Here is a 23,412-nt window from a genome sequence, read left to right as displayed (position 1 = left end):
CTTTGTGTTTAGCCCCCCGTTGTAAACGAATGCCATATTATCCAAACAGAAAAACAACGCCTACTTTTTCACCAAACTAACCGGTTCAACTTCCTGGCTCAACAATTTACCAAACAATTCCCAGCGTTTGGCAGGTGCTTTGGCTGTGCCCCCGTTTGATTCAATATAGTTTTTCACCAAATCCTGACCGTAATTGTAATTGATAACGTAACTGCGATATTTTTTGATAAAGCTGATTGATTTTTGCGCAGTTTCATCATTCATCAAGCAATATTTTTTAAGATATGATAAAGCCTTATCCTGGCTCATGGTGTTATTGATCAATCCGCGTGCTGCTTCGTTACGGGCATAATTCAAAGTCCCTTTTATAGCAAGAGCCTTGAAATAAAGATTGATACCGGCGGTATCCAATCCGGCCAGCGGCAACAGTACATTTTTAGCAAATTTAATTTTATCATCACCAGGGAAGGCGACCTCGATACCATAGTTGGCGCTGCCTTCGGCTATCAGCGATTGCGGGCTAAATAACGGGTACAACGAGATCTCCACCCAACCTTTATCATGGTACAGGTTTTTCTCCAGCAACATATTGTACACATGATGCCCCGGATAGCTTTCATGACTACCAACATCAATGGCGCGGTCAATAAAAACCTTCAGATCTGTATTGATCTGTACAGTGCTCTTATAACCGCCCTTATACCAGTTATAACCCGACCATGGCTTATTGGTCACATATTCAAGCGTAAATGTTTCACCGGCGGGTAGCTGATAGTGGGCAAGTGTACGCTTACGGGCTTCGGCTATGGCCGCTTTTATAACCGGATCAAGTTTATCTTTCGGGATAATAAATTTATTGGCCAGTTTTTGAAACCTGTCGTTCACGTTGCCTTTACCCGGCAAAATACTATCCAGCAAGGCTACCTGTCCCTTAAAAAAATCGTCGGTATAAACCGGGGCGGCTACACCAAATAACTCACGTGATTCTTCATCAAAAGGCCTCTCTTCGCCCGAAAAAATACGGATACGGCGACTAAAGGCCACCAGTTGGTCGGCCATCCAATTGGCGCGAATTTTATTGGTATCAATTTTTGTAGTATTGGCAACAATGCGCAAATCATTCATTAAACTATTTGCCGATGCCAGCAAACTATCCTTGGGGAAAGTTTTAAGAGGCTCTGATTTTGGCTTCAAAGAATCTGGCCCGTAATAAGCATCTACAAAATCGCCGTCGTATTGCCCTATTGCGAGGCCAAGCTTTACATATTCGACAGCAAGGCTATTGAGTTTTTTATTTTCGAGCTGCTGTGCCGGGCCATGCCCGCATGAAAACAATAATAACAAAGGGGCAAAAAACAGTAGTTTTTTCATGGCGATTGATCTTGTGCGGTAAATGTGGCGCAAGATAATAATTCCATTTATTATAAGAGGAACGCGGGCCGCACGGTAACGGTTATACAAACGATTACGGCTTTCTGAACGAATTAAGATTATAGGTTACCCCCACTGCTACACCTGTAGACTGTAGTTTAATATCAGAATATCCAACTCCCGAAATAGGCACTTTCATATACGGCTGAACGCTTACGCCAAACTTTGAATTTATTTTATGTTCATAAGTTGCGTTGATATTGATAATGCTTAATAAGTACCCCTTGCTGTTGGGTACAGTATAGGTTTGAGGCCACGAAGCACTGTTAGCACCATCGGCATAGTTATAAGTATACTTTTCATGCAGCATCAGGTACGACGATAAACCAGTGCCCACCGATAATTTATTGCGAAAATTACCGTATACCTGGTAGGCTATATTAACCGGAATATCAAGCATTTTACAGTCGGCGGTTACATCCGTTGGCTCGTTTTTAAACACATATGCTGTACGATAATTGGCAAAGCTGGTATTGTAAGGCTTGGACGAATACACAACACCGCTTGTAATTGTTAGCTTTTTAGTGGCGCCAAATGAAAGCAGCAAACCATAATTGCTGCCAACCTTTCCCTGGAACGAATTTGTTCCATTAACATCAGACGAAGCCAGCGCAGTAATAGCCCATTGCGGACGGTAGCCAAAGCTTTGTTTAGTAATCTTTTTACCAGGTTTTGATGTGTTTGTATTTATGACAAGCGGTCTGTCAATTTGCGTTTTAAAATCGGGAGCAGATGAAGAAGCCTTTGTAATATCCAAAGATGATGTACTACTTGCCAGCAAGTTTGAAACAGCATCATTATTATTTCCGGTATTAGTCTCTGCCATGAGTGCAGGATAACGCCGCATAATGGTATCTGAACCGGCATTAGCTTTGTTACTTGTCTCGCCAACGTTATGACGACCGGCTCTTACAAAGGGAACTAAAGTAGATTGAGCTGTATTGGCACGGTCGCTTGTTCCGCTATTGGCGGCCAGGTTATTATTTGTTGGCGGTGCTTTTTGAACCGTATCTGTTTGAGGTTGCTGAATATCCTTACTACCTGTTGTCACAGGGTTGCTTTTAGGCGCAATAGGTTTAACTTTAACCTGTTGCTGGCCTGTTGTATTATTATCCTGTACATTGGGTTTAAAAAGCCACCAGCCTAAAAACAGCAGCAACATAGCTGCTATTCCGCTTGCAATTGGCAACCAGTAAATAATTCCACGGCGTTTTTTGCCCTTGTCAAGCATTTGCTCAAGCGCATCCCAGTCATCTTCGTTAAACGCACGATGATTCACCGGGTCTTCCAGCCCCTTCTTAAAAATGTTATCTAAATCCTCTTCGCTTTTCATCCTCTGATACCATTATTAAAAAAAGTGCTCCTAACATCTATACCTGTGCCATTGTAGGCCACAATCGGGTTAAAATCCATACCCCTGTTGTAATTGGTTTTATTAGCAGTTTCCTCTGCTTTTAATATCATTTGTTTTAGCTTATGCCGTGCCTTATGCAAATTTGACTTAGAGGTTCCCGGGCTGATGTTCAGCATTTCACCTATCTCTTCGTGCGAGTATCCGTCGATTGCAAAAAGATTAAAAACTGTACGATAAGCCTGGGGTAACTGCTGTACCATCGCAAGCAGGTCTTCATAGTTTAAATTCTTATCTGTAAGGTCCCCTTCACTCACATTTTCAGCCTTCTCTAAATCTTCTGTGTAAGCCATTTTTAAGTTAGCGCGGTAATAGTCGATAGAAACATTCATCATGATACGGCCTATCCACGCCTTAAACGGCCTTGAAGTGTCAAACCTGTCAATATGAGTAAATACCTTCATAAAGCCCTGGTTCATTACTTCGGCAGCTTCATCACGGTTGCCTGCGTAGCGTAGACAGATACCCATAGAAAACCCATAAAATGCCTTATAGAGCATTTTTTGACTTTTTCTGTCCTGCTTTACACAGCCATTGATCAGTTGATGTAACTCGTCTTCGCCCATATGGGGTTTTATAAACTCAGAATCAAACGTATAAATTTAACCTAATCTACGCACATCACGGCAACTAATATTAAAAGGTTGCCTGCTGTTGAAAATATTTTTATTATTTCTCATATCTGAGCAAAACGACCCTCAATTTTCACATTTATAAGGGCTATTTATACAAAAAATGTACAAGTTCATTCATGCTAAATAAAACACTACAATTAGTTATATTTTTGATTTGAAGGCAACCGGAACCTGTGTTTATAACGTATGTCCATATATCTAACTCCCGCCTGTTTTAAAGGCCTTTTATGAGAATCGAAATAAACCCAAACATCCCCGTTAACAATTGTAAAATATGCGGGCGCCGTCCAGTAATTGAACAAACTAAAGACCGCTGGATTATCCTATGCCCCAATGCAGCCTGCCGAAATACCATTGCTGATAAACTGATTAACGTAACCGCATGGAATAAACTAAATCCATAATATTTTCCCATTTACTTAGTTTAAGGCAACCATACGCAAAACCTGTACGATATATCTTATAAAGGGGTTGTGACAGATCCCTGATTAATATATACTATTAATACTACTGCTGCATGGTACCGGTGTCTGTTGTGATCATTACTAAAAACGAGGCTGCCTCAATTGAGGATTGTATTAAAATGGCCCGTTTAATTACAGATGATATTGTTGTGATTGATAACGACAGTACCGATGAAACCGAGATCATTGCTTGCCGCTGTGGCTGCCGGGTATTTCAAAAAAGCTGGAGCGGGTACGGGGCGAATAAGAATAAAGGGATAGCTGAGGCCCGCTATAACTGGATTTTAAGCATTGATGCTGATGAGACACCAGACATGAAGCTTATTGAAGCGCTTCACAATTTAAACTTTGATAAACCCAATATTGTTTACGACATCAAATTCAGATCATACTTTGGTAAAAAGCTGATCCGCTTTGGCAATTGGGGGAACGATCATCACCTGCGTTTATTTAACCGGTTGCTGGTAAAATGGGGCGAAACAGAAGTGCACGAAACATTATTGCTGCCTCCCGGTGCCCTAATCAAAAACATAGCCGGATATATCCATCATCATTCGGTTACAGACATTGACGACTTTAAGCGCAAAGCCGTACATTATGCACAGCTGAGCGCCGCTAAGTATTACAAAGCGGGTAAAAAAGCAACGTTTATAAAGCTGCACTTTTCGCCTGCTTTTGGGTTTTTCCGCAATTACATTATCAGGTTGGGTTTTTTAGATGGTGCGGAAGGATTGGCCATAGCGCGGGTTATTTATAAAAACACGTACCTTAAATACCTTTATTTGAAGCAATATAAAGAACTATCTCAGAAACAGGGCACTTACCGTAGTGAATTGGCTATTGAACAGGTTTAATCAGCACCTGCTGGTAAAACTGAAGAGTTTGTTTCGCTATAATGTCGATATCAAAATATTGCTTCACTTTTTCATTTCCTGCTATTGAGAGGTTCAATCGCTTTTGGGGGGCGTTAAGCAGCATAATAATTGCAGATGCCAATTGCTCAACATCGTCCGGATCTATTAATAATCCGTTAACGCCATCATCAATCAATTCCGGCCCTGATGTTCGGTTTGAATTGATCACTGCCGTTCTGCATACCATGGCCTCCAATGGCGCCAGCGCAAAGGCCTCAGCGTATGACGGGAATACCGCTATTGCCGAATCGGCTAAACAGCCATAAAGCTCATCTTTATTAACATGACCTCTAAAGGTCACACTGCTTTTTGCGTGCTCTTGCAAAAAGGCAGTTACCTTGCCAGCCGGACCTTTGCCGAGTATCAGTAACCGGGCATCAGGAACCTCTTTAACTACCATATTCCAGGCTTTCACCAGCTGAAAAATACCTTTCTTTTGAACAAGGCTGCCAGTAAATACAACTTGCTTGTTATCACACATCCTATTCCTCTCAAAAGCGATATCCGTATCGATACCGTTATATAATATGCTTATGGGCTTATTATACAACAGATACGAGGCGCTTTTATCAGCAGTATAAGCGCTCGCACTGCTTACGGCTACCGCATGGTTTAAAATATCCTGTTCCATTTTCAGAACATGCGGGGCAACAGTCCTTCCGGCCTCGGCATTAAAATAGGTAATTGAACCATTCAACTTAACAACCACCGGAACCGACAAATTGGGGAACGGTATATAAGAGCTACAAAACCGGATGTAATCGTTATAATCAGGCATTTCAACAATATCAACCTGTTCGGAAGTGATGATCTGTTCGAGTTTGGTTTGATAGGCAGCCAGGCTTTTTTTAATATCCCGCTGCGTTATTCCCGTATCTAATAATACCCTGTTAACTATTCGCGTACCTATACCCTGCTGCTTTTCAAACAACGTGCCATCAATTCCCCAACGGTACCTGAAAACCTTTACACCATCATCTTCAAATTCATCAGCGCCTCCATACCCGCGGCTGTACAAACCGGCGACAATTACCTTATGACCCAGTTTTACCATTTGCCGCGCTATAAGCTGCACATAGGTACCTATACCGCCATGCGGCCCGGGAGGATATTCATCGCACAGGTATAAAATGTTCATTGCGCTAAAAATTGTTTACTGGTTTGTATAGTACGTCTGCTTAGTTGCTTTGTAGCCATTGCAATTAGCAGATAAAAAACAATCCCCAATAAAAGCTTTAATAAAAAATGCACATTTATCGAAGCTGTGATAAACCACCCGGCCAAAGACCCCGGCAGCAATATTGCAAATGGTTTTAAGCTGATGTGCATCACATGTTTATTTACCAACCGGTAATAAAGCACTGCCTGTAGTATATTGGTAATTAAAAATGCAACGGCCGAACCTATACCATTAAACAGCGGAATCAATACCAGGTTAAGGCCAATATTTGTTACAGCACAGGTCACCGTAACAGATGATACAGCTTTATACTTTTTAATACTGAAACTTAATGACCAAAGCAGGTTTATAAAAAATTGTAACGGTATACATAATGAAAGTATTAAAAACTCCGGGGCATTGGCAGCGCCATACTTTCCGCCGGTTATCATGCCAACTACCGGTGTCCAAAGGATATTAAACACAAGCGGTAAAAGCATAGCCAGCAACAGCTCGGCAGTATTAAAAGCGTTTACCTGTTCCCGCAGCTCGTTAGTTAGTTTTAACGTCATTAACCTCGATAAACGCGGTAAAATAACCGGAGCAATAATGAGCATGGGCAGCCGGGTAAGCTCGTAAGCCCGGTAAGCGAAACTATAATCGGCCAAAACGGCTTTACTTGCCATGAAGCCCAGCAGCAGCCAATCCATCCGCGAGAGGCTCATGTCAAATATTACAGATACATATTGTGCTGCGGATTCCTTAAGCAGTTTCTTATAGGCCTGAAAACGGAATTTAAAGTTAAAATCAGTTTTAGTAATAACGTAAATAAGCAGGGCCAGCAATTCGGCCCCGGCTGTACATATCATTACTATGATAATAGACCGTACCTGCAGCTGATGAACGCGAACAAGATAAAATGCCCCGCAAACCCGCAAACTATTACTTACAATAGCGATTATTCCGTAAGGCGTAAATTTTTCCTTCGCGTTTAAAAACTGCTTTAACGGTATCCCCATAAAAAGCAAACCCTGGGCCGCAAAAAACCAGGGAAGCAACTTGTAGATATCATCATGAAGTACTAAACTCAATAGCCACAATACGGCAAGTGTTGCCGAAAAAGCAACCAACGAATGAAATAAAAATGCCGCGGCAGCCCAGTCTGACCGTTGTGAGGCTGCTATGCGGCGAATCACCACCTGCTCCAATCCAAAACCAAGTATTGTAGTAATGAAGATAGAGATTGCATTCATCCAGCTTATGGCTCCAAAGCTATCCTTACTGAGGTAAACAGAAATAACATAAAAAAAGATACTGCCAAGTACCTGCAGGGCCAATGCCTGCAAACCTGATGAAAAAAACCTGATGAACGCTTTACTCCTGAGCAACGCTGTATGTTGTTTATACCCTTATACTAATGTTTTTACCGGCAGGTTGCCTGTAACATTTTTATAAACCGGTTAAATATCTGCATATATCGGCACAATGCCGAGGCAACCATTCTATTTTTTGACACGTAACCTATTTAAACGAACGGGCCTGCAAAACCGGGAATAGACATCAATAAATACAAGGGGAATAATGACAATCAGCTTGCCGGGTTTTGATATTAAAAGGTGGAAAACTTATGCCGATTGGCGGCTGCTCATTTTCCTGCTGCTGTTCATCAACGTGCGTATTCCCTTTAAAATAGTGGCCCTGCTTTTTGTTTATTTAACTCAGTTCAACTTCAGGTTTGGGTTTAAGCTTCGTAACACAAGAATCCCTTTATTTTATCTGCTCGTTTTCCCTATCGCCATTATTGCTGCTATCATCAACCAAAACTTTATTAATCTTTATTATATCCCTGTTTTTGGTTGGGCATTATTATGCTGGACAATGGCCATACTGGCGGTTCACCAGGTTAAGCTAATGGTTGATAAAACGGATGCGGAGACTATCTATCGCACGCTGATTATCTTTTTTGTCATTAACGCAATTTTTTCGGCGGTAAACCTGATACACATTATCTGGATCATCAAAAGTATTAACCCCTATGCCTATATGGGGATGCACCAGCGCTATTTTATCAATACAGGCGATGATGTGATGGGTGTTAGCTTTGATCTTTCTTCAACCAACGCCGTTATGTGCGCTTTCGGTGTGTTTTATTTTATTTATAAGCGCAACCTGGCCATGATGATTGTTTGTATGAGCACGCTGGTACTTACCTACAGTAACCTCATCACTGTTTTATTCCTCCTTATCCTGGCGTTCATATTTATTTTCAGAACTACACGTAGTCAAAAAAGTATGATCGTGGTGGCATTGATGATCTACATCATCTCTATGGCTAAAATATCACCGCAAAACGGGAAATACCTTAACGAAGTTACCGCAAGCGCCCTGCGTGAAAATCGCCCTGAAAAGCAAATTACGACTGTAAACAGTACATCGGCCAATACAAACAGTTTATTAAGCAGAGACGAAAGGCGCAGCAAGTTTGCTCAGCATTACCTGGATAGCCTGAGCGTGATAAAAGCCCGCCGCGAAAAACTGAGCGAGCTTGAAAAAAAGATCAAAGGCCTGCCGCTTACTGATCATGGCAGGTTATATATCCCTGAACCCAATACTCATTTTGCCGAGTTTTATAACATTGGCGAAATGACGCCAGACAGGCAACAACTGATTGATTGTATTGCAATTCATTGGGCCCAATTGCCGCTTTGCCATATTGAACCTTTCAGGCCAACATTACCGGGCAAAATTACCGGCGCCGCACAAACTTTTGACTACCTCGTTGCTCATCCGCTGCAAAGCATAACAGGGTTAGGAGCAGGAAACTTTTCTTCCAAGATTGCTTTTAGAGCAGCGGGCGCAGGCATCAGGGGCGATTATCCCAAAAACTATATCTACATCAACCCGGCATTTATGCGCAACCATTTTGATCTGTACCTGAGCTTCTTCAGCAAAAATGCCGAGTTCCGTTCGGTACGCAATAACCCCTACTCTACCTATGACCAAATGCTGAGTGAATATGGCATCCTGGGCTTACTTGCCCTCATCATTTTTTATATCGGCTTTTTTGCGCGGCATTACAGAAAGTTCAGTTATGGTTTACCCATAATTATGATGGTAGGCGGAATATTTTTTCTCGATTACTGGTTCGAGCAACTTTCGGTACTCGTACTTTTTGAATTGATGCTATTCCTTAATATAAAAGAAACCACAACATCCGATTTGAAAACCAAAACTACAGTGCCGGAGGAGCTTGCCTATGCTTAGCCCCCAAATTACTGTATTGATGCCTGCTTATAACGCTGGCAAATATATCCGCGAAGCCATTGCATCTGTGCTTGAACAATCGTTCACCGATTTTGAACTACTTATTGTAAACGACGGCTCTACCGACAATACAATTGAGATCATTAATTCATTTAACGATGAGCGCATAACGGTTTTAACACAGGAAAACAAGGGCGTAGCCGCAGCGCTTAATAACGGTTTACGTCATGCCCGTGCACCTTATATTGCCCGCTTTGATGCCGATGATATATGTTATCCCTATAGGCTGCAGGTGCAGTATGATTTTATCACTTCGCATCCATATTACAGTATAATTGGATCGGGAGTTGATTACACTGATGTTCGGGGCAATCTGATATTTACCTGGCAACCCGATGCCTTGAATCACAACGAAATCAGGCAGCTGAGTTACAAGATCTGTCCGTTTATTCATTCAAGCGTATTTTACAAGCGCGATGCCGTATTAAACGCGGGCGGCTATAATGAGCTGGCTTATACCTTTGAAGATCATTTTTTATGGGCCGATATCCTCAGACACGAAAAAGCATTTAACCTTAATCAGCCACTCATTAAAGTAAGGCTCAATGCCGAATCTATTACCATTGATGAAAAATGGCGGACAGGAAAATTCAGGCAAATCAAATACAATACCCTGCGCAAGCTGAGCATAACTGAAGCCGAAGGAAAGCAGTTATCAGAGATTGGTATTAAGCAGTTGTCTCCACGAATCAAAAAAGGGGCCTACTATGCGCTCATCGGCAAAAAATACTTATGGAATAATTATCAGCCTGAAAAAGCACGAAAAAACTTGATCAAAACGCTGTCAATTAGTCCGCTGCATATTAAGAATTACTTTTTACTGCTGCTGACATTTCTGCCCGAGCGCACATTGCAAAAATTATATCAATTAGGTAAAGGCAATTTTCGTTTCACAGAAGCCGAAGTGCCAACCGCTGTCTTAAATCAAAAGGAGTTAAACTATGGCAGCTAAAAAACTCAAACTGTTTGTAGATGCACACTCCTTTGATAAAGAATTTCAGGGGGCGCAAACTTTTATACGCGAGTTATACAACCATCTGTTAGCCGAACGCCCGGACATAGATATTTATATCGGTGCCCGCGATACCGAAAACATTCGCAAACAGTTTCCGCTATTGCCTCCGCAAAATATATTGCCGTATAAAAACCGGGGAGTAAACATCCTGCGTTTCATTTTCGACATACCGGCTTACATCAAAAAATACAGGTTTGATTTTGCGCATTTCCAATACATCAGCCCTAAAAAAATAGCTGGTTGCCAGTATATCGTCACCATGCACGATATGCTTTTTAATGATTTCAGGAAAGATTTTCCTATCCTGTTCAGCATAACGCGTAATTACCTTTTTGGCCGCAGCATTAAAAATGCCGATATCAAAACCACGGTATCCGACTATTCAAAAACCCGGATCTGCGATTATTACCAAATCCCTGCCGATGAAGTACACATCATCCGCAATGGGGTAAGTAACTCGCTGTTACAATACCAGGCATCAAAACAGGAAGCCGAAGATTGGGTAGCAAAAAAATTCGGCATCCGGGATTTTATCCTGTATACCAGTCGTATTGAACCCCGCAAAAATCATCTATTACTACTTCAGAAATATTTAGAATTAAAGCTTTATGAAAAAGGGATCAGCCTGGTGTTCATTGGCAAAGCGTCAATAAAAACAACCGGGTTAACCAAGCTTATCAAGAGCCTTACGCGGGAACAAAGACAATTTTTCAGGTGGATACCACAGGCAGAACAGGCCGATCTGGCGGCGTTTTACCGCGCATGCAGACTGTTCGTTTATCCCTCAAAAGCCGAAGGTTTTGGAATTCCGCCACTTGAAGCTGCCATTTGCGGAGCGCCCGTGTTGTGCTCGTCAGAAACGGCTATGAAAAACTTCGGTTTTTTTGAGCCATATACTTTTAATCCGGCAAACCAGGTAGATTTTGAGCAAAAACTGGCGCTTGCAATTCAACAACCTCCAGGTTATGCCTTCACCGGCCTGGTAGCCAAACATGTTGAGCAACAGTACCACTGGCAAAAAAGCGGTATCATATTTTACAACTTATTACAAGCAAACTTCCATTGTCATGAAACTAAAAATAGCGATCTTAGGCACGCGGGGCATCCCGAACTACTATGGCGGGTTTGAACATATTTCTGAATATGTATCGGCCGGTTTGGTAAAAAAAGGGCATTCGGTTACTGTTTATAACTCGCATAACCACCCTTACACATCCGACACCTGGAATGGTGTTAACATTGTGCATTGTTATGATCCGGAGTATCTTGTAGGCACCGCCGGGCAGTTTGCCTATGATTTTAACTGCCTTATGGACGCCCGCAAACGCAAGTTTGATGTGGTGCTGCTTATGGGTTATACCAGCAGCTCGGTTTGGGGCCACCTTTATCCGCCAAACAGCGTTATCATTACCAATATGGACGGGCTGGAATGGAAACGCTCCAAGTATTCAAAACCGGTACAACAATTCCTTAAATACGCCGAAAAGCTGGCCGTAAAGCATAGCCAGTATTACATCTCCGATTCAAGGGTGATCCGGTCATATCTTAAAGATAAATATGAGGTTGACAGCCGCTATATTCCCTATGGTGCCGATCTTTTTTCGGATCAGGAACGCGAGCAATTTGATAAAAGCGAAGTATTAAAGGAAGACTACTTTTTGCTGATGGCCCGCATGGAGCCCGAAAACAATATCGAAACCATTTTAGAGGGTTTTAACAGCAGTTCATCTCAAAAAAGCTTCATGGTTTTGGGTGATACCAGTAACCGTTTTGGCAAATTCATAACCCACCGCTTCAAAAACGACGACCGCATACAATTTAAAGGCGCCAATTTTGACAACTCGGTGGTGCGTGCACTGCAGAACAACAGTTATCTGTATTTTCACGGGCATAGCGTAGGTGGCACTAACCCATCCCTGCTTGAAGCCATGGCCAGCGAAGCGCTCATCGCCGCCCATAATAACCCTTTCAATAAATCGGTACTCAACTCTGATGCTTTTTATTTTGATAATGCCAATGAGGTTCGGCACCTGGTTGAGAATGTACAGCGCAAGGATACCGAACGCGAAATGGTGAAAAACAACCTTTACAAAATACAATACCAGTTTAACTGGGAAGTAGTGATCAACGACTACGAGGATTTTATATTGCAATGTTACCAGGAACAACATGGAAAAGCTGCTAAAGCCTGATGATACGCTGAATAACAGGATCAGCTATTACCTACTGATGTTATTTTTGCTGAGCCTGCCGTTCAATATGTTTTACAGCCACCTGTTGTTGATAGGCCTGGCTTTGCATACTATTATCCAGATTCGTAGAAACAACATCAAGCCTGTTTTAACCAAAACCAACTTTGCTTTAACGGCAGTATTTTTTGTAACGCTGTTGAGCACGATTTATACTACCAATAAACCACAAGCTTTTACAGAGTTAGGCAGGCAGGTTACCATTTTGCTTATTCCATTAATCTTTATCTTTAATCCGCTGGATATAAAAAAATACCAACATAACCTGTTACTGATATTTTCCATTGGATGTACAGTTACCATTGTGTATCTCTTTTTACAAGCGTTAATTACCATCAGATACTACCATCTACCATTGAAAGCTTTGGTATCGCCGGCGTTTACCAATCATAATTTTTCAGAACCGCTGGAAATCCACGCCACATTTTTTTCGATGCAGATAGCGATAGCTTTGGTTTACCTTTTATATGTGTTTATAAAAGAGGGCTCGCCAAAGCTTAGGGTATTTTATCTAATGTGCAGTTGCCTGCTGGCCGCGGGCATTATCCAACTGAGCTCAAAATCGATATTTGCAGCTGTAATGATTATTCTGAACGTGATCATTCCCTGGTTTATGTTAAGTGGACGGGTACGTTTAAGGTATGTTACCGTAGTTACATCGATATTTGCTGTAGTGGTTGCAGGCATTTTTACAATGCGCGCCTTCCGCGAAAGGTATGTTACAGAGCTAAGAAAAGACCTTAGCGAATCTACCGGTCCTGGTCTTACCGACCCGCGGCTGGCCCGTTGGGGTGTAGCTATTAGTGTAGGCGCGCAATCCCCGGTTATTGGTCATGGTGCCGGTACCGAGGTAGGCTTGCTTAAGGACCCATTTTTTGATCATCAATTTTACCGCTCATACCTGGCCGGCTTAAACGCTCATAACCAGTTCATCAGTTTCTTTATTAAATCGGGAATCACCGGCTTATTGGTTTACCTGTTTGTACTGGTTTTTGGCATCAGGGCGGCCGTTGCAAAACGCGACCTGATGCTAATGGCTTTTATGATCATTATAACCACTGTTTCCTTTTCCGAAAACTTTTTAGATGTAGACAAGGGCATTTTTTTCTATAGTGTATTTTTCTCATTATTAATATTTTCCGCAAACCTTCAGGCTACCGGCAATCAAGCTAAAAATATTGTGTAACGACTTTGTTAGCAGGCAACCAAAGCCATAAAGGGTACGTCATCATTATATATACAAAGACGTGAAAAGTATAGCCACCTTAATTGAACAAAACAATAAACGCTTGTTGAATACCCGGAACAATATCTTAGCTACCCTTGCTTATTTTGATTTGTGGGATTATCCGCTGACATATGGCGAAATATTCTTGTTTTTAGAGAATAAGTATGGGCAATATGATTTTACCGAAGCTCTTGATCAGCTTGTTGCCAATAAGCTGGTGTTCCATTTCGATAGGTTCTATTCGCTCAAAAACGACTATATGATTGCGGTAAAGCGCAACAAAGGGAATAAAAAAGCAGCCGAACTGATCAATAAGGCTAAAGAAGTAGGCGCTTTCCTGATCAGGTTTCCTTACGTACGCGGCGTAGGTATATCGGGGTCGCTGTCAAAAAATTGTGCCGATGACAACTCAGACATCGATTTTTTCATCATCACCGAACGTAACCGGCTTTGGATTGCGCGTACGTTTATGCATATGTTTAAGAAGCTTACTTTTTTGGTTGGCAAACAGCATAACTACTGCATGAACTACTACATTGACGAAGCCAAACCACAGATAGTTGAAAAAAACATTTATACAGCCATTGAAGTGGCAACTATTATTCCGCTTGAAGGCGATGTTACCTTTGAAAATTTTTACAAAGCCAATGCCTGGATGCATGATTTCCTGCCCAATAAATGCATGCGCCTTGCTACTGCCAAACCGTTAAAAAAGCCATGGTATAAAGCCTTTATAGAACGACTGCTCAATAACTCTTTTGGCAACTGGCTGGATAATACATTAATGCGAATAACATCGGGCCGTTGGAACAAGAAAACCGAAATGAAAAAATTGAACATGCGTGGCAATGTAATGAGTATGGCCGCAAGCAAACATTTCGCTAAACCATCTCCCGAAAATTTTCAAAAGAAACTAATAGAGCGGTACCGGGTCAAGGTTTCTATGCTATTGCAGGAATTTGAAGACCGGATAGCACAATAGCTAATAAGCAAACCTGAAACGCTCATCTGGTTTCAGGCCTGCTTGCTGTTTTACAACCCTTTAATAGTATTCCAATCAACAACGCCAACTTTTTTGGCCCATTCCAAATATTCCGTTTCAAGGGTTTTAACTTTATCGGGATATTGAGCAGCAAGGTTATTTATTTCAGAACGATCTGCTTCCAGATCGTATAATTCCCAGGGTTCGCCGATTTCTGCAACCAGTTTCCAGCGGCCTTTTCTTATAGCCCTGCTGCCTTCGTGCTCCCAAAACAAAGTTTCATTACCGGTATATGATTTCCCTTTAAAGGCATCGAGCAAACTGACACCTGCCAATGGCGTTAACTGCCTGTTTTTATATTGCGTTGGATAACTAACTCCGGCAATGTCAAGGCAGGTAGGCATCAAATCAATCAAATGTCCGGGACTACTATTACTGCTTCCGGGCAGGATATGACCCGGATACCAGGCAATAAACGGCGTTGCTATACCCCCTTCGTGTGTATTGCGTTTAAACAACTTAAACGGCGTATTGCTTACGTTTGCCCAGGGAATCTCGTAACTGTCAATTGAATTTACAGAACCGGGAGTTCCGTCCTTTTGTATCACAGCCGACAGGCTCTTCACCTCATCTGCACTGCCTCCATTGTCGGATGCAAACAGGATGATGGTATTTTTATCTTTTCCTAACTGTTTCAGTTTAGCCAGAATCTCACCTATACAAGCATCCATCCGGTAAACCATGGCGGCATAAATGGCCATGCGGGTATCCCATTTGTCTTTTTCTTCGGGAGATAATGAATCCCAATCAGAGGCGCGTTTATCCCTTGCTGATAGTTGCCATTGCTTTTTAATAATACCGGCAGCTAACTGTTTTTCATAACGCTGCTTCCGTAACACATCCCAGCCTTTAAGATATTGGCCTTTAAATTTAGCTATATCCTGTGGCAGCGCCTGAATAGGCCAATGCGGGGCATTGTAAGCTACGTACATAAAAAACGGCTTCTGCTGATCCTTGATTTCATTCAATGATTTGATCGCAAAGTCGGTAATGGCTTGTGTAAGATATTTTGAAGTATCGCTGCGGGTGATCTCCTTATCATTCAGCATAAAGGTGATCTTGCTGCCATCATTATACAACGGTGCCGAGTTGAAATAACTGCTCCCGTTGTTCAGCATGGTAAATGATTGATCAAACCCGCGGTTATAAGCTAATGCAGATTGCTGCAACCCAACATGCCATTTGCCTGATACGATGGTATTATAACCTGCATTATCTTTTAACAACTCGGCAATGGTAGCGCTATGGTCATTCAGGTAACCCTGGTAAGCGGGAGAGCCTTTGTATTTTACCATGTCGCCAACACCGGCCTGATGCGGGTACAGCCCGGTTAATAATGCAGCCCGCGATGGACAGCATCTGCCGGCATTGTAAAACTGTGTCATCTTCAGACCTTCGCGGGCAAGTCTGTCGATATTAGGCGTGCTGATCTCCGAACCAAAGCAGCCAATATCAGAAAAGCCCATATCGTCGGCTAAAATGACAACGATATTGGGCTTTTGCTTAGGGGCCTGCCCAAATACAGGCCCCGCGCAAAATATGGAGATGATTACGTAGCCGATTTTATTGAGAAACTGTTTTAATTTTAATAATTTCATTTACAGACAAATAAAACATCATGGCCGTTGGTTTTAACCAACGGAATAGTGAGCGGCGATAAAATGGCTTTAGCCCAAATCCGCTCGCTTAGTTGGGCTAAAGCCAGAAATTTCCAATTCTCATCACCGTTGGTTAAAACCAACGGCAATGAATACTTTCGTTTTTAAACAGCTTCTGATTAACATAGATTGACTTTATTTGCCACTTGCAGCCAGCCGATTTTTTGCTGATTCTGTAGCTGAAATAACCTGCGCAGTTGACGAAAAGCCCTGCTTTTTCCAAATCTCCTTACCGTTTTTATACAGCACCAGCGTTGGCAATACATTTACCTTTAGCTCTTTTGCTAAGTTGGTATTGTCATAAACCTCGATACTGATCACCTTCGGAGTAAAAGCTGAATTTGCTTTGAGCGAATCCAATACAGGCACCAACTTTTTGCAGGCCCCGCAATACCTCGACCCAAAATCAACCAACACCAAAGGCGATGAAGCTGCCAGTTCGTTAAATTGGGCTTTTGATAATGAAACTCCTTTTTTTGTGGTAGAAATAATTGGATATCCCGAACCTATCCAGTTGGCTAAACCACCGGGTAACTCTTCAACATCCTTAAATCCTTTAGCCCGCAACTCGCGCGAAAGCACTGTGCTGCGGCCATTAGCTATTGAGTAAACAAAGGTTGGCTTTTCCTTATCCAAGCCATCCAGTTTTTGCTGATAGTCTGCCGCTTTTGCGTCAACATTTACGGCATCTTTGATATGATTTTGTACAAACTCCTCCGCCGAACGGGCGTCCAGGATCTGCGGTTCTTTTGCCTGTTTTAGTTTAGCCGCGAAAGCTTCGAGCGATAATAAAGCAGGCGATTGCGCTTTTACTTCGCCTGTGAAAACTACCAGCAGGGCCAGTAATACAATTTTTAAGTTTTTCATGGTTAATTGTTGTTTTCGAGTTTGTGGATCCTTTTGTTGTTGATATCGTCCCTGTCAATAAACGGATAGATATGGTTCTTTTTGGCTTCTGCATCAAACAGATCTTTAAGCTCTTTTAACTTTTCAGGATATTTTTTGGCAAGATCAATACGCTCGTTAAAATCCTCATTCAGGTTATAAAGCTTCCAAACATCCCTATCGTAATTACGCTCGGGGATAGTTTTCTCTTTCGGAAAGTTTAGCAGGTCCACATTATCCGGGCGGTGTGCAGCCTCGGCTTTCCAACCATCTTTATATATCGACCTCGAAGTAAAAATGTAATAGTACTGCTGTGTATGCAATGTTTTTGCCTGCGCATTATTGAACGAACCGAAGAATGATTTACCCTGCAACGTATCCTGCTTAATGCCTTTAACGTACTCTGGAAGCTTTAACCCAGCAGCTTCAATAGTAGTTGGGAATACGTCAGATACATGGCTGTACTGCGTGCGGATGCCGCCTTTTTCGGTGATGAGTTTCGGATAATAAACTATCAGCGGGTTATGGGTACCGCCCTCGGCATCAGCATCTGATTTCCAGTACTTAAACGGCGTATTAGCGGCCTGAGCCCAGCCTAAAGGATAATTGGTTGAAGCTTCGGGCGTACCGATGGTTTCGTAATCGCTTTCATTCCTTTTGATATAGTCGGCTTCAAGTGTGGTTGCTGCCGAGTTTTTTGGATTGATCACACCGTGTACGGTTCCTTCTTTACTGGCGCCGTTATCCCCTATCATCACAAAAACCAATGTATTATCAAACTGGCCAGAAGCTTTCAGGTAACTGATCACGCGGCCCACCTGGTGATCGATATAGGTCAAATAACCTGCATAAACTTCCATGAACCGGGCATACAATTTCTTCTGATCGGCAGGCAGGCTGTTCCAGGCCTTGATACGCTCGTTACGCTCGGGCAATTTGGCATAAGTAGGGATATAACCTGCCTTTTTCTGGTTTTCAAATACTTTTTCACGGTATACATCCCATCCCTCATCAAATTTGCCTTTATACAGGTCGCTCCATTCGTGGCTTACCTGGTGAGGTGCGTGGGTAGCTCCCGGTGCATAGTATAAAAAGAAAGGCTGATCGGGTGCCGCCTTATGAGCTGCATCGATATAAGCAATGGCTTTATCAGTGATCTGCTCATTCAGGTTACGGCCATCCGGTTTGATGTGGAAATTATCCTCCACCAAATGCGGCGGGTTATACTGATCGGTAGCCGATTCCAGGAAACCAAAGTGATGGTCAAAACCTTTACCGGTAGGCCAGCGATCAAACGGCCCAACGGCTGTAGTATCCTCGTCAGGCGTTACCCCCCATTTACCTACGGCGAAAGTACTGTAGCCATTGGCACGTAAAGCTTCGGCAATAGTGCCTTTATCTGGCGGGATCCGGCCATCATAGCCCGGAAAACCCGCAGCTGTCGATGCATGTGCAAAGTTACCCATGTGTACATAATGGTGATTACGCCCGGTAAGCAGCGATGAACGTGTTGGTGCACAGATACCTGCAGTATGAAAGTTGACATAGCGTAAGCCATTATTAGCCAGCGTGTCAAAATTTGGCGTATTGATCAATCCACCAAAAGTTCCTGATGCCCCGAAGCCCACATCATCCAGCAAAATCCAGACAATGTTTGGAGCGCCTTTGGGCGCTTTGAGTGGTTTGTTCCACCACTCTTTTGATTCGGCAAGCGTTTTGCCTTCCACACCCTTGTAATTGGCAGGATCGATGGGCGCTATATTAGCGGGCGTCACCTTAACCTGCGGCAATTGGGCAAAGGCAGGCACACTGAACGCTACGGCTATTGCCGATAAGGCGACAATTCGTTGATAAGCGTATTTCATAATTGTAAATGGTTAATTGGTTACTTTTTATAATTTTTGTGGATACGCTGGTGATACACATCATACCAGTCGATGAACGGATACAGGTTGTTCTTTTGGGCCTGTGCTTCAAATACAGCTTTCAGCTCTTTTAACTTTTCGGGATATTTTTTAGCGAGATCAATGCGCTCGTTAAAATCTTCGTTAAGGTTATACAATTCCCAGGTATCCTCATCAAAGCTTTTATCGGGTACGTTTTGTCCAACTTTAAAATCGCCCAATTCCACGTTATCCGGGTGGTGTGCGGCTTCGGCCTTCCAGCCATCGCTATAAATAGATCTCGAACCAAAAATGTAATAGTGCTGCAAAACATGTTTTGATTTCGCTTCCGGATGATCAAATGAATACACCAATGAAGTACCCTGCAAAGTATCCTGCTTAATGCCACGGATATATTCGGGCAGTTTAATGCCTGTATATTCAAGCGTAGTAGGCAATACGTCAATCACATGCCCGTATTGGGTGCGGATGGTGCCTTTATCCTTAATGCCTTTAGGGTAATAAACTATCAGCGGGTTGCGGGTGCCACCTTCAGAATTGGCATCCTGTTTCCAGTATTTGAAAGGCGTGTTGGCTGCTTGTGCCCAACCCAGTGGGTAGTTGGTGCTGGCTTGTGGAGTACCGATATCGTCAATATCCTCGATATTGGTTTTCAGAAAAGCTTCTTCGGTAGCCAGTTTGGGCGAGTTCTTTTTAGGATTGATAACACCGTGAACCGTACCTTCTTTACTTGCGCCATTATCGCCAATAATTACAAACACCAGTGTATTATCCAACTGACCGCTCTGCTTCAGGTGATTGATCAAACGGCCAACTTCATGATCGGTATAGGTCAAATATCCGGCATAAACTTCCATGAAACGGGCGTACAGTTTTTTCTCTGCATCAGGCAATGATTTCCATGCCGGGATGCGTGAGTTACGCTCAGGCAATTTGGCGTAGGCAGGGATAATACCCAATTGTTTTTGCCTCGCTATAACCTTCTCCCTGAAATCGTCCCAGCCGCTATCAAACTGACCTTTGTACAGGTCGCTCCACTCTTTTGCCACCTGGTGAGGTGAATGTGTAGCGCCCGGTGCATAGTATAAAAAGAATGGTTTATCGGGAGCTACTTTGTGTTGGCGCGTTAAATAAAATATCGCTTTATCCGTGATTTGATCGGTAAGGTGGCGGCCATCCGGTGTTACATGAGCGTTGTCCTCTACCAGGTCGGGTTTATACTGATCAGTTGCCGAGCCTAAAAACCCGAAGAAATGATCAAAGCCTTTGCCCGTAGGCCAGCGGTCAAACGGACCGGCATCGGTAGCATCTTCATCCGGCGTTAACCCATATTTGCCCACAGCGAAGGTATTGTAGCCATTCTCACGCAGAATCTCGGCTATAGTTCCCTTATCAGATGGAATGCGTCCATCATATCCCGGGAAACCCGCCGACATGCTCACATGCGAAAAACCACCTTCATGAACATAATGGTGGTTACGACCAGTCAATAAAGCCGAACGCGTTGGTGCGCAGATCCCTGCCGTGTGGAAATTTGTGTAACGCAAACCATTGTTGGCGAGTGTATCAAAATTGGGAGTTTTGATGATGCCGCCAAAGGTGCTTGTAGCACCAAAGCCTACGTCATCTAAAATGATCCATAATACGTTTGGCGCGCCGGCGGGCGCTTTATGAGGCTCGGGCCACCACTCCTTCGAATCATCAAGCGTTTTACCCACCGTACCGCCAAATGCCGGTGCTTGTCCGTTTTGTGCTTTGGCTGTAAATGCTGCAAGCAAGCCAAGCGACAGCAACAATGTTATTTTTTTTGTTTTCATGTGTATGTAGGTTTATTCGGCGTAGCTGGAGCGGAACTTTACACCCCAGCGGCCGTTTTCTTTGGTTAATATGTATAGTGACTCGTAATGCCCTATCAGAGTGCCATCGGCACGGAAGCGCGAAAAGCGAGTATCCACATGCACTTTATCTGCGGATGCCTGCACAATGTTACGATGGTCCCACTGGCTGTGGTCCCACCCTGCTTTTTGCAACTCGCCAAATACTTTAGCCGAATCGCGCAAACCAGCTTTCTCTAGTACCGACATTTTGCCACCGGCCAGCCGGTAGTGCGGAAACTGGTAAGTAGCCTCCCAACCATTCAAATCTTTGGCATTAAAGGTTGCCATGTATTCGTCAAGTACCTGGAAAACGGCGGCGCTTACTCTTGGGTCGATGCCGTGCGAGCCACTTTCGATAGGGGCGCTTTGTGCCGATACCCTGCTGACGAGGCCAGCCAGGATTAGCAGGAACATTGTTATCTTTTTCATAGATTATCGCTTTTAAATCATCTTTCGCAAGTTCAAGCGTCCACGCTTGAATTATATCCATGGTAAGCGTCCACGCTTACTATAAACCCGGAGCGTGGACACTCCTACTTCGAATAATTCAAGCGTGGACGCTTGAACTTGCCAGGTTATTGAGTTTAAAATTCCTTGCTCCCCTCTTGAGAAGAGAATCGCGCAGGCCATTGCCCCGCATCGCTCAGTTCATCAGCTTCTATTGCCAGCCAGGGTTTTGTGTTAGCTTACCATTGCTGTTATCAATTTCCTGCTGTGGTATCGGGAACAAATAGAATTTGCCTGCCGCCCCCTTACTTACATTGGTTTTACCAACTTTAAGCAGAGATGCCTCCAATATGCCGTTACCTGAAGCATCGCGTTCGCGGATCAGATCAAACCAGCGCTGGTATTCAAATACAAACTCCAGCCTGCGTTCTAAATAAACCGCGTTACGGAATGAAGCCTGATCGAGCCCGGCAAGGTCATCAAGTCCGGCACGTTTCCTCACCCTGTTAATTGAGGTATAAGCTTTAGCAGTTGGTCCGTTCAGTTCATTCTCGGCTTCGGCGTGGATCAGCAGCACATCCGAAAAGCGAATGATAGATACATTAGCTCCTGATTCAGCCTCGTTTGATGCAACACTCGGATCATAATATTTATTAAAGAATGGGATTGAATCATTAGGGATTGTAGCATCATTCAGCTTACCATACCAAAGATTGGTAGTGGGGCTTTGAAAGCGCGTTACAAAGCTTACCCGCTTACGTTTATCATTGGCCGGATACAACTTATAAATACTGAAGAACTTATCTACACCGTTAGGTTTCGTAGCATCCGGTACTGAGTAAAACACCACCTGATCGGCATAACTACCCACCATCCCCGGGATACCGTTCAGTATTGATCGCGGTGCCTGGTTATTACCCTGCCCCTGCGAATTTGATTTAAACTGCGCCGAAAAAATATGCTCCTTGCCATTTTCGGTAGCCGGTAAAAACACATCGGCGTAATTGGCAAACAGATCGTACCCGTATGGGCCATTGATCACTGCTTCGGCCTGCGTAACGGCTTTATCCCATTTACGTTCGGTAAGATAGACTTTAGCTAATAAGGAATATGCTGCGCCTGCTGTAGCTCTGCCAACATCAGCACCGGTGTATCTATTGGGCAAATCGGCGGCAGCATTAGTCAAATCGGTTTCTATTTGCGCATAAACTGTACCTGCCGCTGTGCGCGGCACTTGTAAATCAGACAGGTTAATAGATGTTTGGTCATGCAGCACCAAAGGTACATCGCCATAAAGCCTTACCAGGTTAAAGTAATACAGCGCTCTTAAAAACTTAGCTTCGGCAACAAGCCTTTTGTTTAGCGTTGCATCAAACTTGATATCAGGGATGGTATCTATGGCGATATTAGCCTTTTTGATAGCCGCATAATGCTGCTGCCAGATCTGCAGTATTCGCAAGCCGGAAGCAGAATGGCCCAATACCGATTGTGAACGTACATCGGCATTGGTAGCACCTGGCCCCGGGCCTTCATCATCGCCCATAAAATTCATACCCGTATTAAAAAGGGTGTTGTAAGGTGTTTGTACGGTGTTTGCGCCGCCATTGAGCAATGAATAGGCTGCAGTAACTGCGGCCACAGCATCGGCCTGTGTTTTGTAAAACTGGCTTGCCGGAATAAACGACCGCGGGTCTTCTTTGAGCTTGGCGCATGAAACCACGGCAAGAGCAACCAGTATAATAAGGTATTTAATATTTTTCGTCTTCATA

General features: G+C 43.3%; 19 protein-coding genes. 8 read left to right on the top strand and 11 right to left on the bottom strand.

Going from position 1 to position 23,412, the window contains the following annotated elements:
• Window positions 1-60: 60 nt before the first annotated feature.
• The 3 genes from BMX50_RS16035 to BMX50_RS16025 all read right to left on the bottom strand — a co-directional run bounded on the left by BMX50_RS16035 (window position 61) and on the right by BMX50_RS16025 (window position 3,408).
• Window positions 61-1,371 carry a hypothetical protein gene (locus tag BMX50_RS16035; RefSeq protein WP_091211543.1) on the bottom strand — a complete coding sequence of 437 codons (1,311 nt, stop codon included), beginning with the start codon at window positions 1,369-1,371 and terminating at the stop codon, window positions 61-63.
• A 94-nt stretch (window positions 1,372-1,465) separates the two neighbouring features.
• Window positions 1,466-2,764 carry a hypothetical protein gene (locus tag BMX50_RS16030; protein WP_091211542.1) on the bottom strand — a complete coding sequence of 433 codons (1,299 nt, stop codon included), beginning with the start codon at window positions 2,762-2,764 and terminating at the stop codon, window positions 1,466-1,468.
• Window positions 2,761-3,408, bottom strand: coding sequence for an RNA polymerase sigma factor (locus tag BMX50_RS16025; protein WP_091211541.1), 648 nt, complete (start codon window positions 3,406-3,408; stop codon window positions 2,761-2,763). Before BMX50_RS16025 ends, BMX50_RS16030 begins: the two co-directional genes overlap by 4 nt.
• A gap of 296 nt (window positions 3,409-3,704) precedes the next feature.
• Between BMX50_RS16025 and BMX50_RS34565 the strand changes: the two genes are divergently transcribed.
• Window positions 3,705-3,881, top strand: a complete 177-nt coding sequence (locus tag BMX50_RS34565) for a hypothetical protein (protein ID WP_167667959.1) — start codon at window positions 3,705-3,707, stop codon at window positions 3,879-3,881.
• A 113-nt stretch (window positions 3,882-3,994) separates the two neighbouring features.
• Window positions 3,995-4,795: a glycosyltransferase family 2 protein gene (locus tag BMX50_RS16020; protein WP_091211540.1), complete on the top strand. Its 801-nt coding sequence runs from the start codon at window positions 3,995-3,997 to the stop codon at window positions 4,793-4,795.
• On the opposite strand, the gene BMX50_RS16015 is transcribed toward BMX50_RS16020, so the two are convergent.
• On the bottom strand, window positions 4,779-5,993 hold the full coding sequence (locus BMX50_RS16015; protein WP_091211539.1) for a glycosyltransferase family 4 protein: 1,215 nt from the start codon (window positions 5,991-5,993) through the stop codon (window positions 4,779-4,781). The two genes, BMX50_RS16020 and BMX50_RS16015, sit on opposite strands and share 17 nt — an antisense overlap.
• Window positions 5,990-7,402 (bottom strand): oligosaccharide flippase family protein, encoded by a 1,413-nt coding sequence (locus tag BMX50_RS16010; RefSeq protein WP_091211538.1) that lies wholly within the window; start codon window positions 7,400-7,402, stop codon window positions 5,990-5,992. The genes BMX50_RS16015 and BMX50_RS16010 overlap by 4 nt, the downstream gene beginning before the upstream one ends.
• A 193-nt stretch (window positions 7,403-7,595) precedes the next feature.
• Here BMX50_RS16010 and BMX50_RS16005 point away from each other — a divergent pair, with 193 nt between their 5' ends.
• From BMX50_RS16005 to BMX50_RS15980, 6 genes are all read left to right on the top strand, one after another.
• Entirely contained in the window at window positions 7,596-9,278 is a 1,683-nt protein-coding gene (locus tag BMX50_RS16005; RefSeq protein ID WP_091211537.1) for a hypothetical protein, read from the top strand.
• Window positions 9,271-10,290 (top strand): glycosyltransferase, encoded by a 1,020-nt coding sequence (locus BMX50_RS16000; RefSeq protein WP_091211536.1) that lies wholly within the window; start codon window positions 9,271-9,273, stop codon window positions 10,288-10,290. Before BMX50_RS16005 ends, BMX50_RS16000 begins: the two co-directional genes overlap by 8 nt.
• The gene (locus BMX50_RS15995) at window positions 10,280-11,482 is read left to right on the top strand and encodes a glycosyltransferase family 4 protein (protein ID WP_091211535.1); all 1,203 of its coding nucleotides are present in this window, start codon (window positions 10,280-10,282) and stop codon (window positions 11,480-11,482) included. Before BMX50_RS16000 ends, BMX50_RS15995 begins: the two co-directional genes overlap by 11 nt.
• The gene (locus tag BMX50_RS15990; protein WP_091211534.1) at window positions 11,421-12,545 is read left to right on the top strand and encodes a DUF1972 domain-containing protein; all 1,125 of its coding nucleotides are present in this window, start codon (window positions 11,421-11,423) and stop codon (window positions 12,543-12,545) included. Before BMX50_RS15995 ends, BMX50_RS15990 begins: the two co-directional genes overlap by 62 nt.
• Entirely contained in the window at window positions 12,523-13,788 is a 1,266-nt protein-coding gene (locus BMX50_RS15985; protein ID WP_091211533.1) for an O-antigen ligase family protein, read from the top strand. Before BMX50_RS15990 ends, BMX50_RS15985 begins: the two co-directional genes overlap by 23 nt.
• A 61-nt stretch (window positions 13,789-13,849) precedes the next feature.
• Window positions 13,850-14,812 carry a hypothetical protein gene (locus BMX50_RS15980; protein WP_091211532.1) on the top strand — a complete coding sequence of 321 codons (963 nt, stop codon included), beginning with the start codon at window positions 13,850-13,852 and terminating at the stop codon, window positions 14,810-14,812.
• A 50-nt stretch (window positions 14,813-14,862) separates the two neighbouring features.
• Here the strand turns inward: BMX50_RS15980 and BMX50_RS15975 are convergent, their stop codons facing one another.
• The 6 genes from BMX50_RS15975 to BMX50_RS15950 form a co-directional block, all read right to left on the bottom strand.
• Window positions 14,863-16,470: an arylsulfatase gene (locus BMX50_RS15975; RefSeq protein ID WP_091211531.1), complete on the bottom strand. Its 1,608-nt coding sequence runs from the start codon at window positions 16,468-16,470 to the stop codon at window positions 14,863-14,865.
• Between the two features lie 195 nt (window positions 16,471-16,665).
• The gene (locus BMX50_RS15970; protein WP_091211530.1) at window positions 16,666-17,397 is read right to left on the bottom strand and encodes a thioredoxin domain-containing protein; all 732 of its coding nucleotides are present in this window, start codon (window positions 17,395-17,397) and stop codon (window positions 16,666-16,668) included.
• A gap of 2 nt (window positions 17,398-17,399) precedes the next feature.
• On the bottom strand, window positions 17,400-19,280 hold the full coding sequence (locus tag BMX50_RS15965) for an arylsulfatase (RefSeq protein ID WP_091211529.1): 1,881 nt from the start codon (window positions 19,278-19,280) through the stop codon (window positions 17,400-17,402).
• Between the two features lie 20 nt (window positions 19,281-19,300).
• Window positions 19,301-21,136 carry an arylsulfatase gene (locus BMX50_RS15960; RefSeq protein ID WP_091211528.1) on the bottom strand — a complete coding sequence of 612 codons (1,836 nt, stop codon included), beginning with the start codon at window positions 21,134-21,136 and terminating at the stop codon, window positions 19,301-19,303.
• Between the two features lie 12 nt (window positions 21,137-21,148).
• Window positions 21,149-21,625 (bottom strand): hypothetical protein, encoded by a 477-nt coding sequence (locus BMX50_RS15955; RefSeq protein ID WP_091211527.1) that lies wholly within the window; start codon window positions 21,623-21,625, stop codon window positions 21,149-21,151.
• A gap of 229 nt (window positions 21,626-21,854) precedes the next feature.
• Entirely contained in the window at window positions 21,855-23,411 is a 1,557-nt protein-coding gene (locus BMX50_RS15950; protein WP_091211526.1) for a RagB/SusD family nutrient uptake outer membrane protein, read from the bottom strand.
• Between the last annotated feature and the right edge of the window lies 1 nt (window position 23,412).

This window comes from Mucilaginibacter gossypiicola, from assembly GCF_900110105.1.
In the GTDB taxonomy this organism is placed as follows: Bacteria; Bacteroidota; Bacteroidia; order Sphingobacteriales; family Sphingobacteriaceae; genus Mucilaginibacter; species Mucilaginibacter gossypiicola.
Note: the sequence above shows the minus strand (reverse complement) of the source record. Positions and strands in the feature narration are given on the sequence as shown.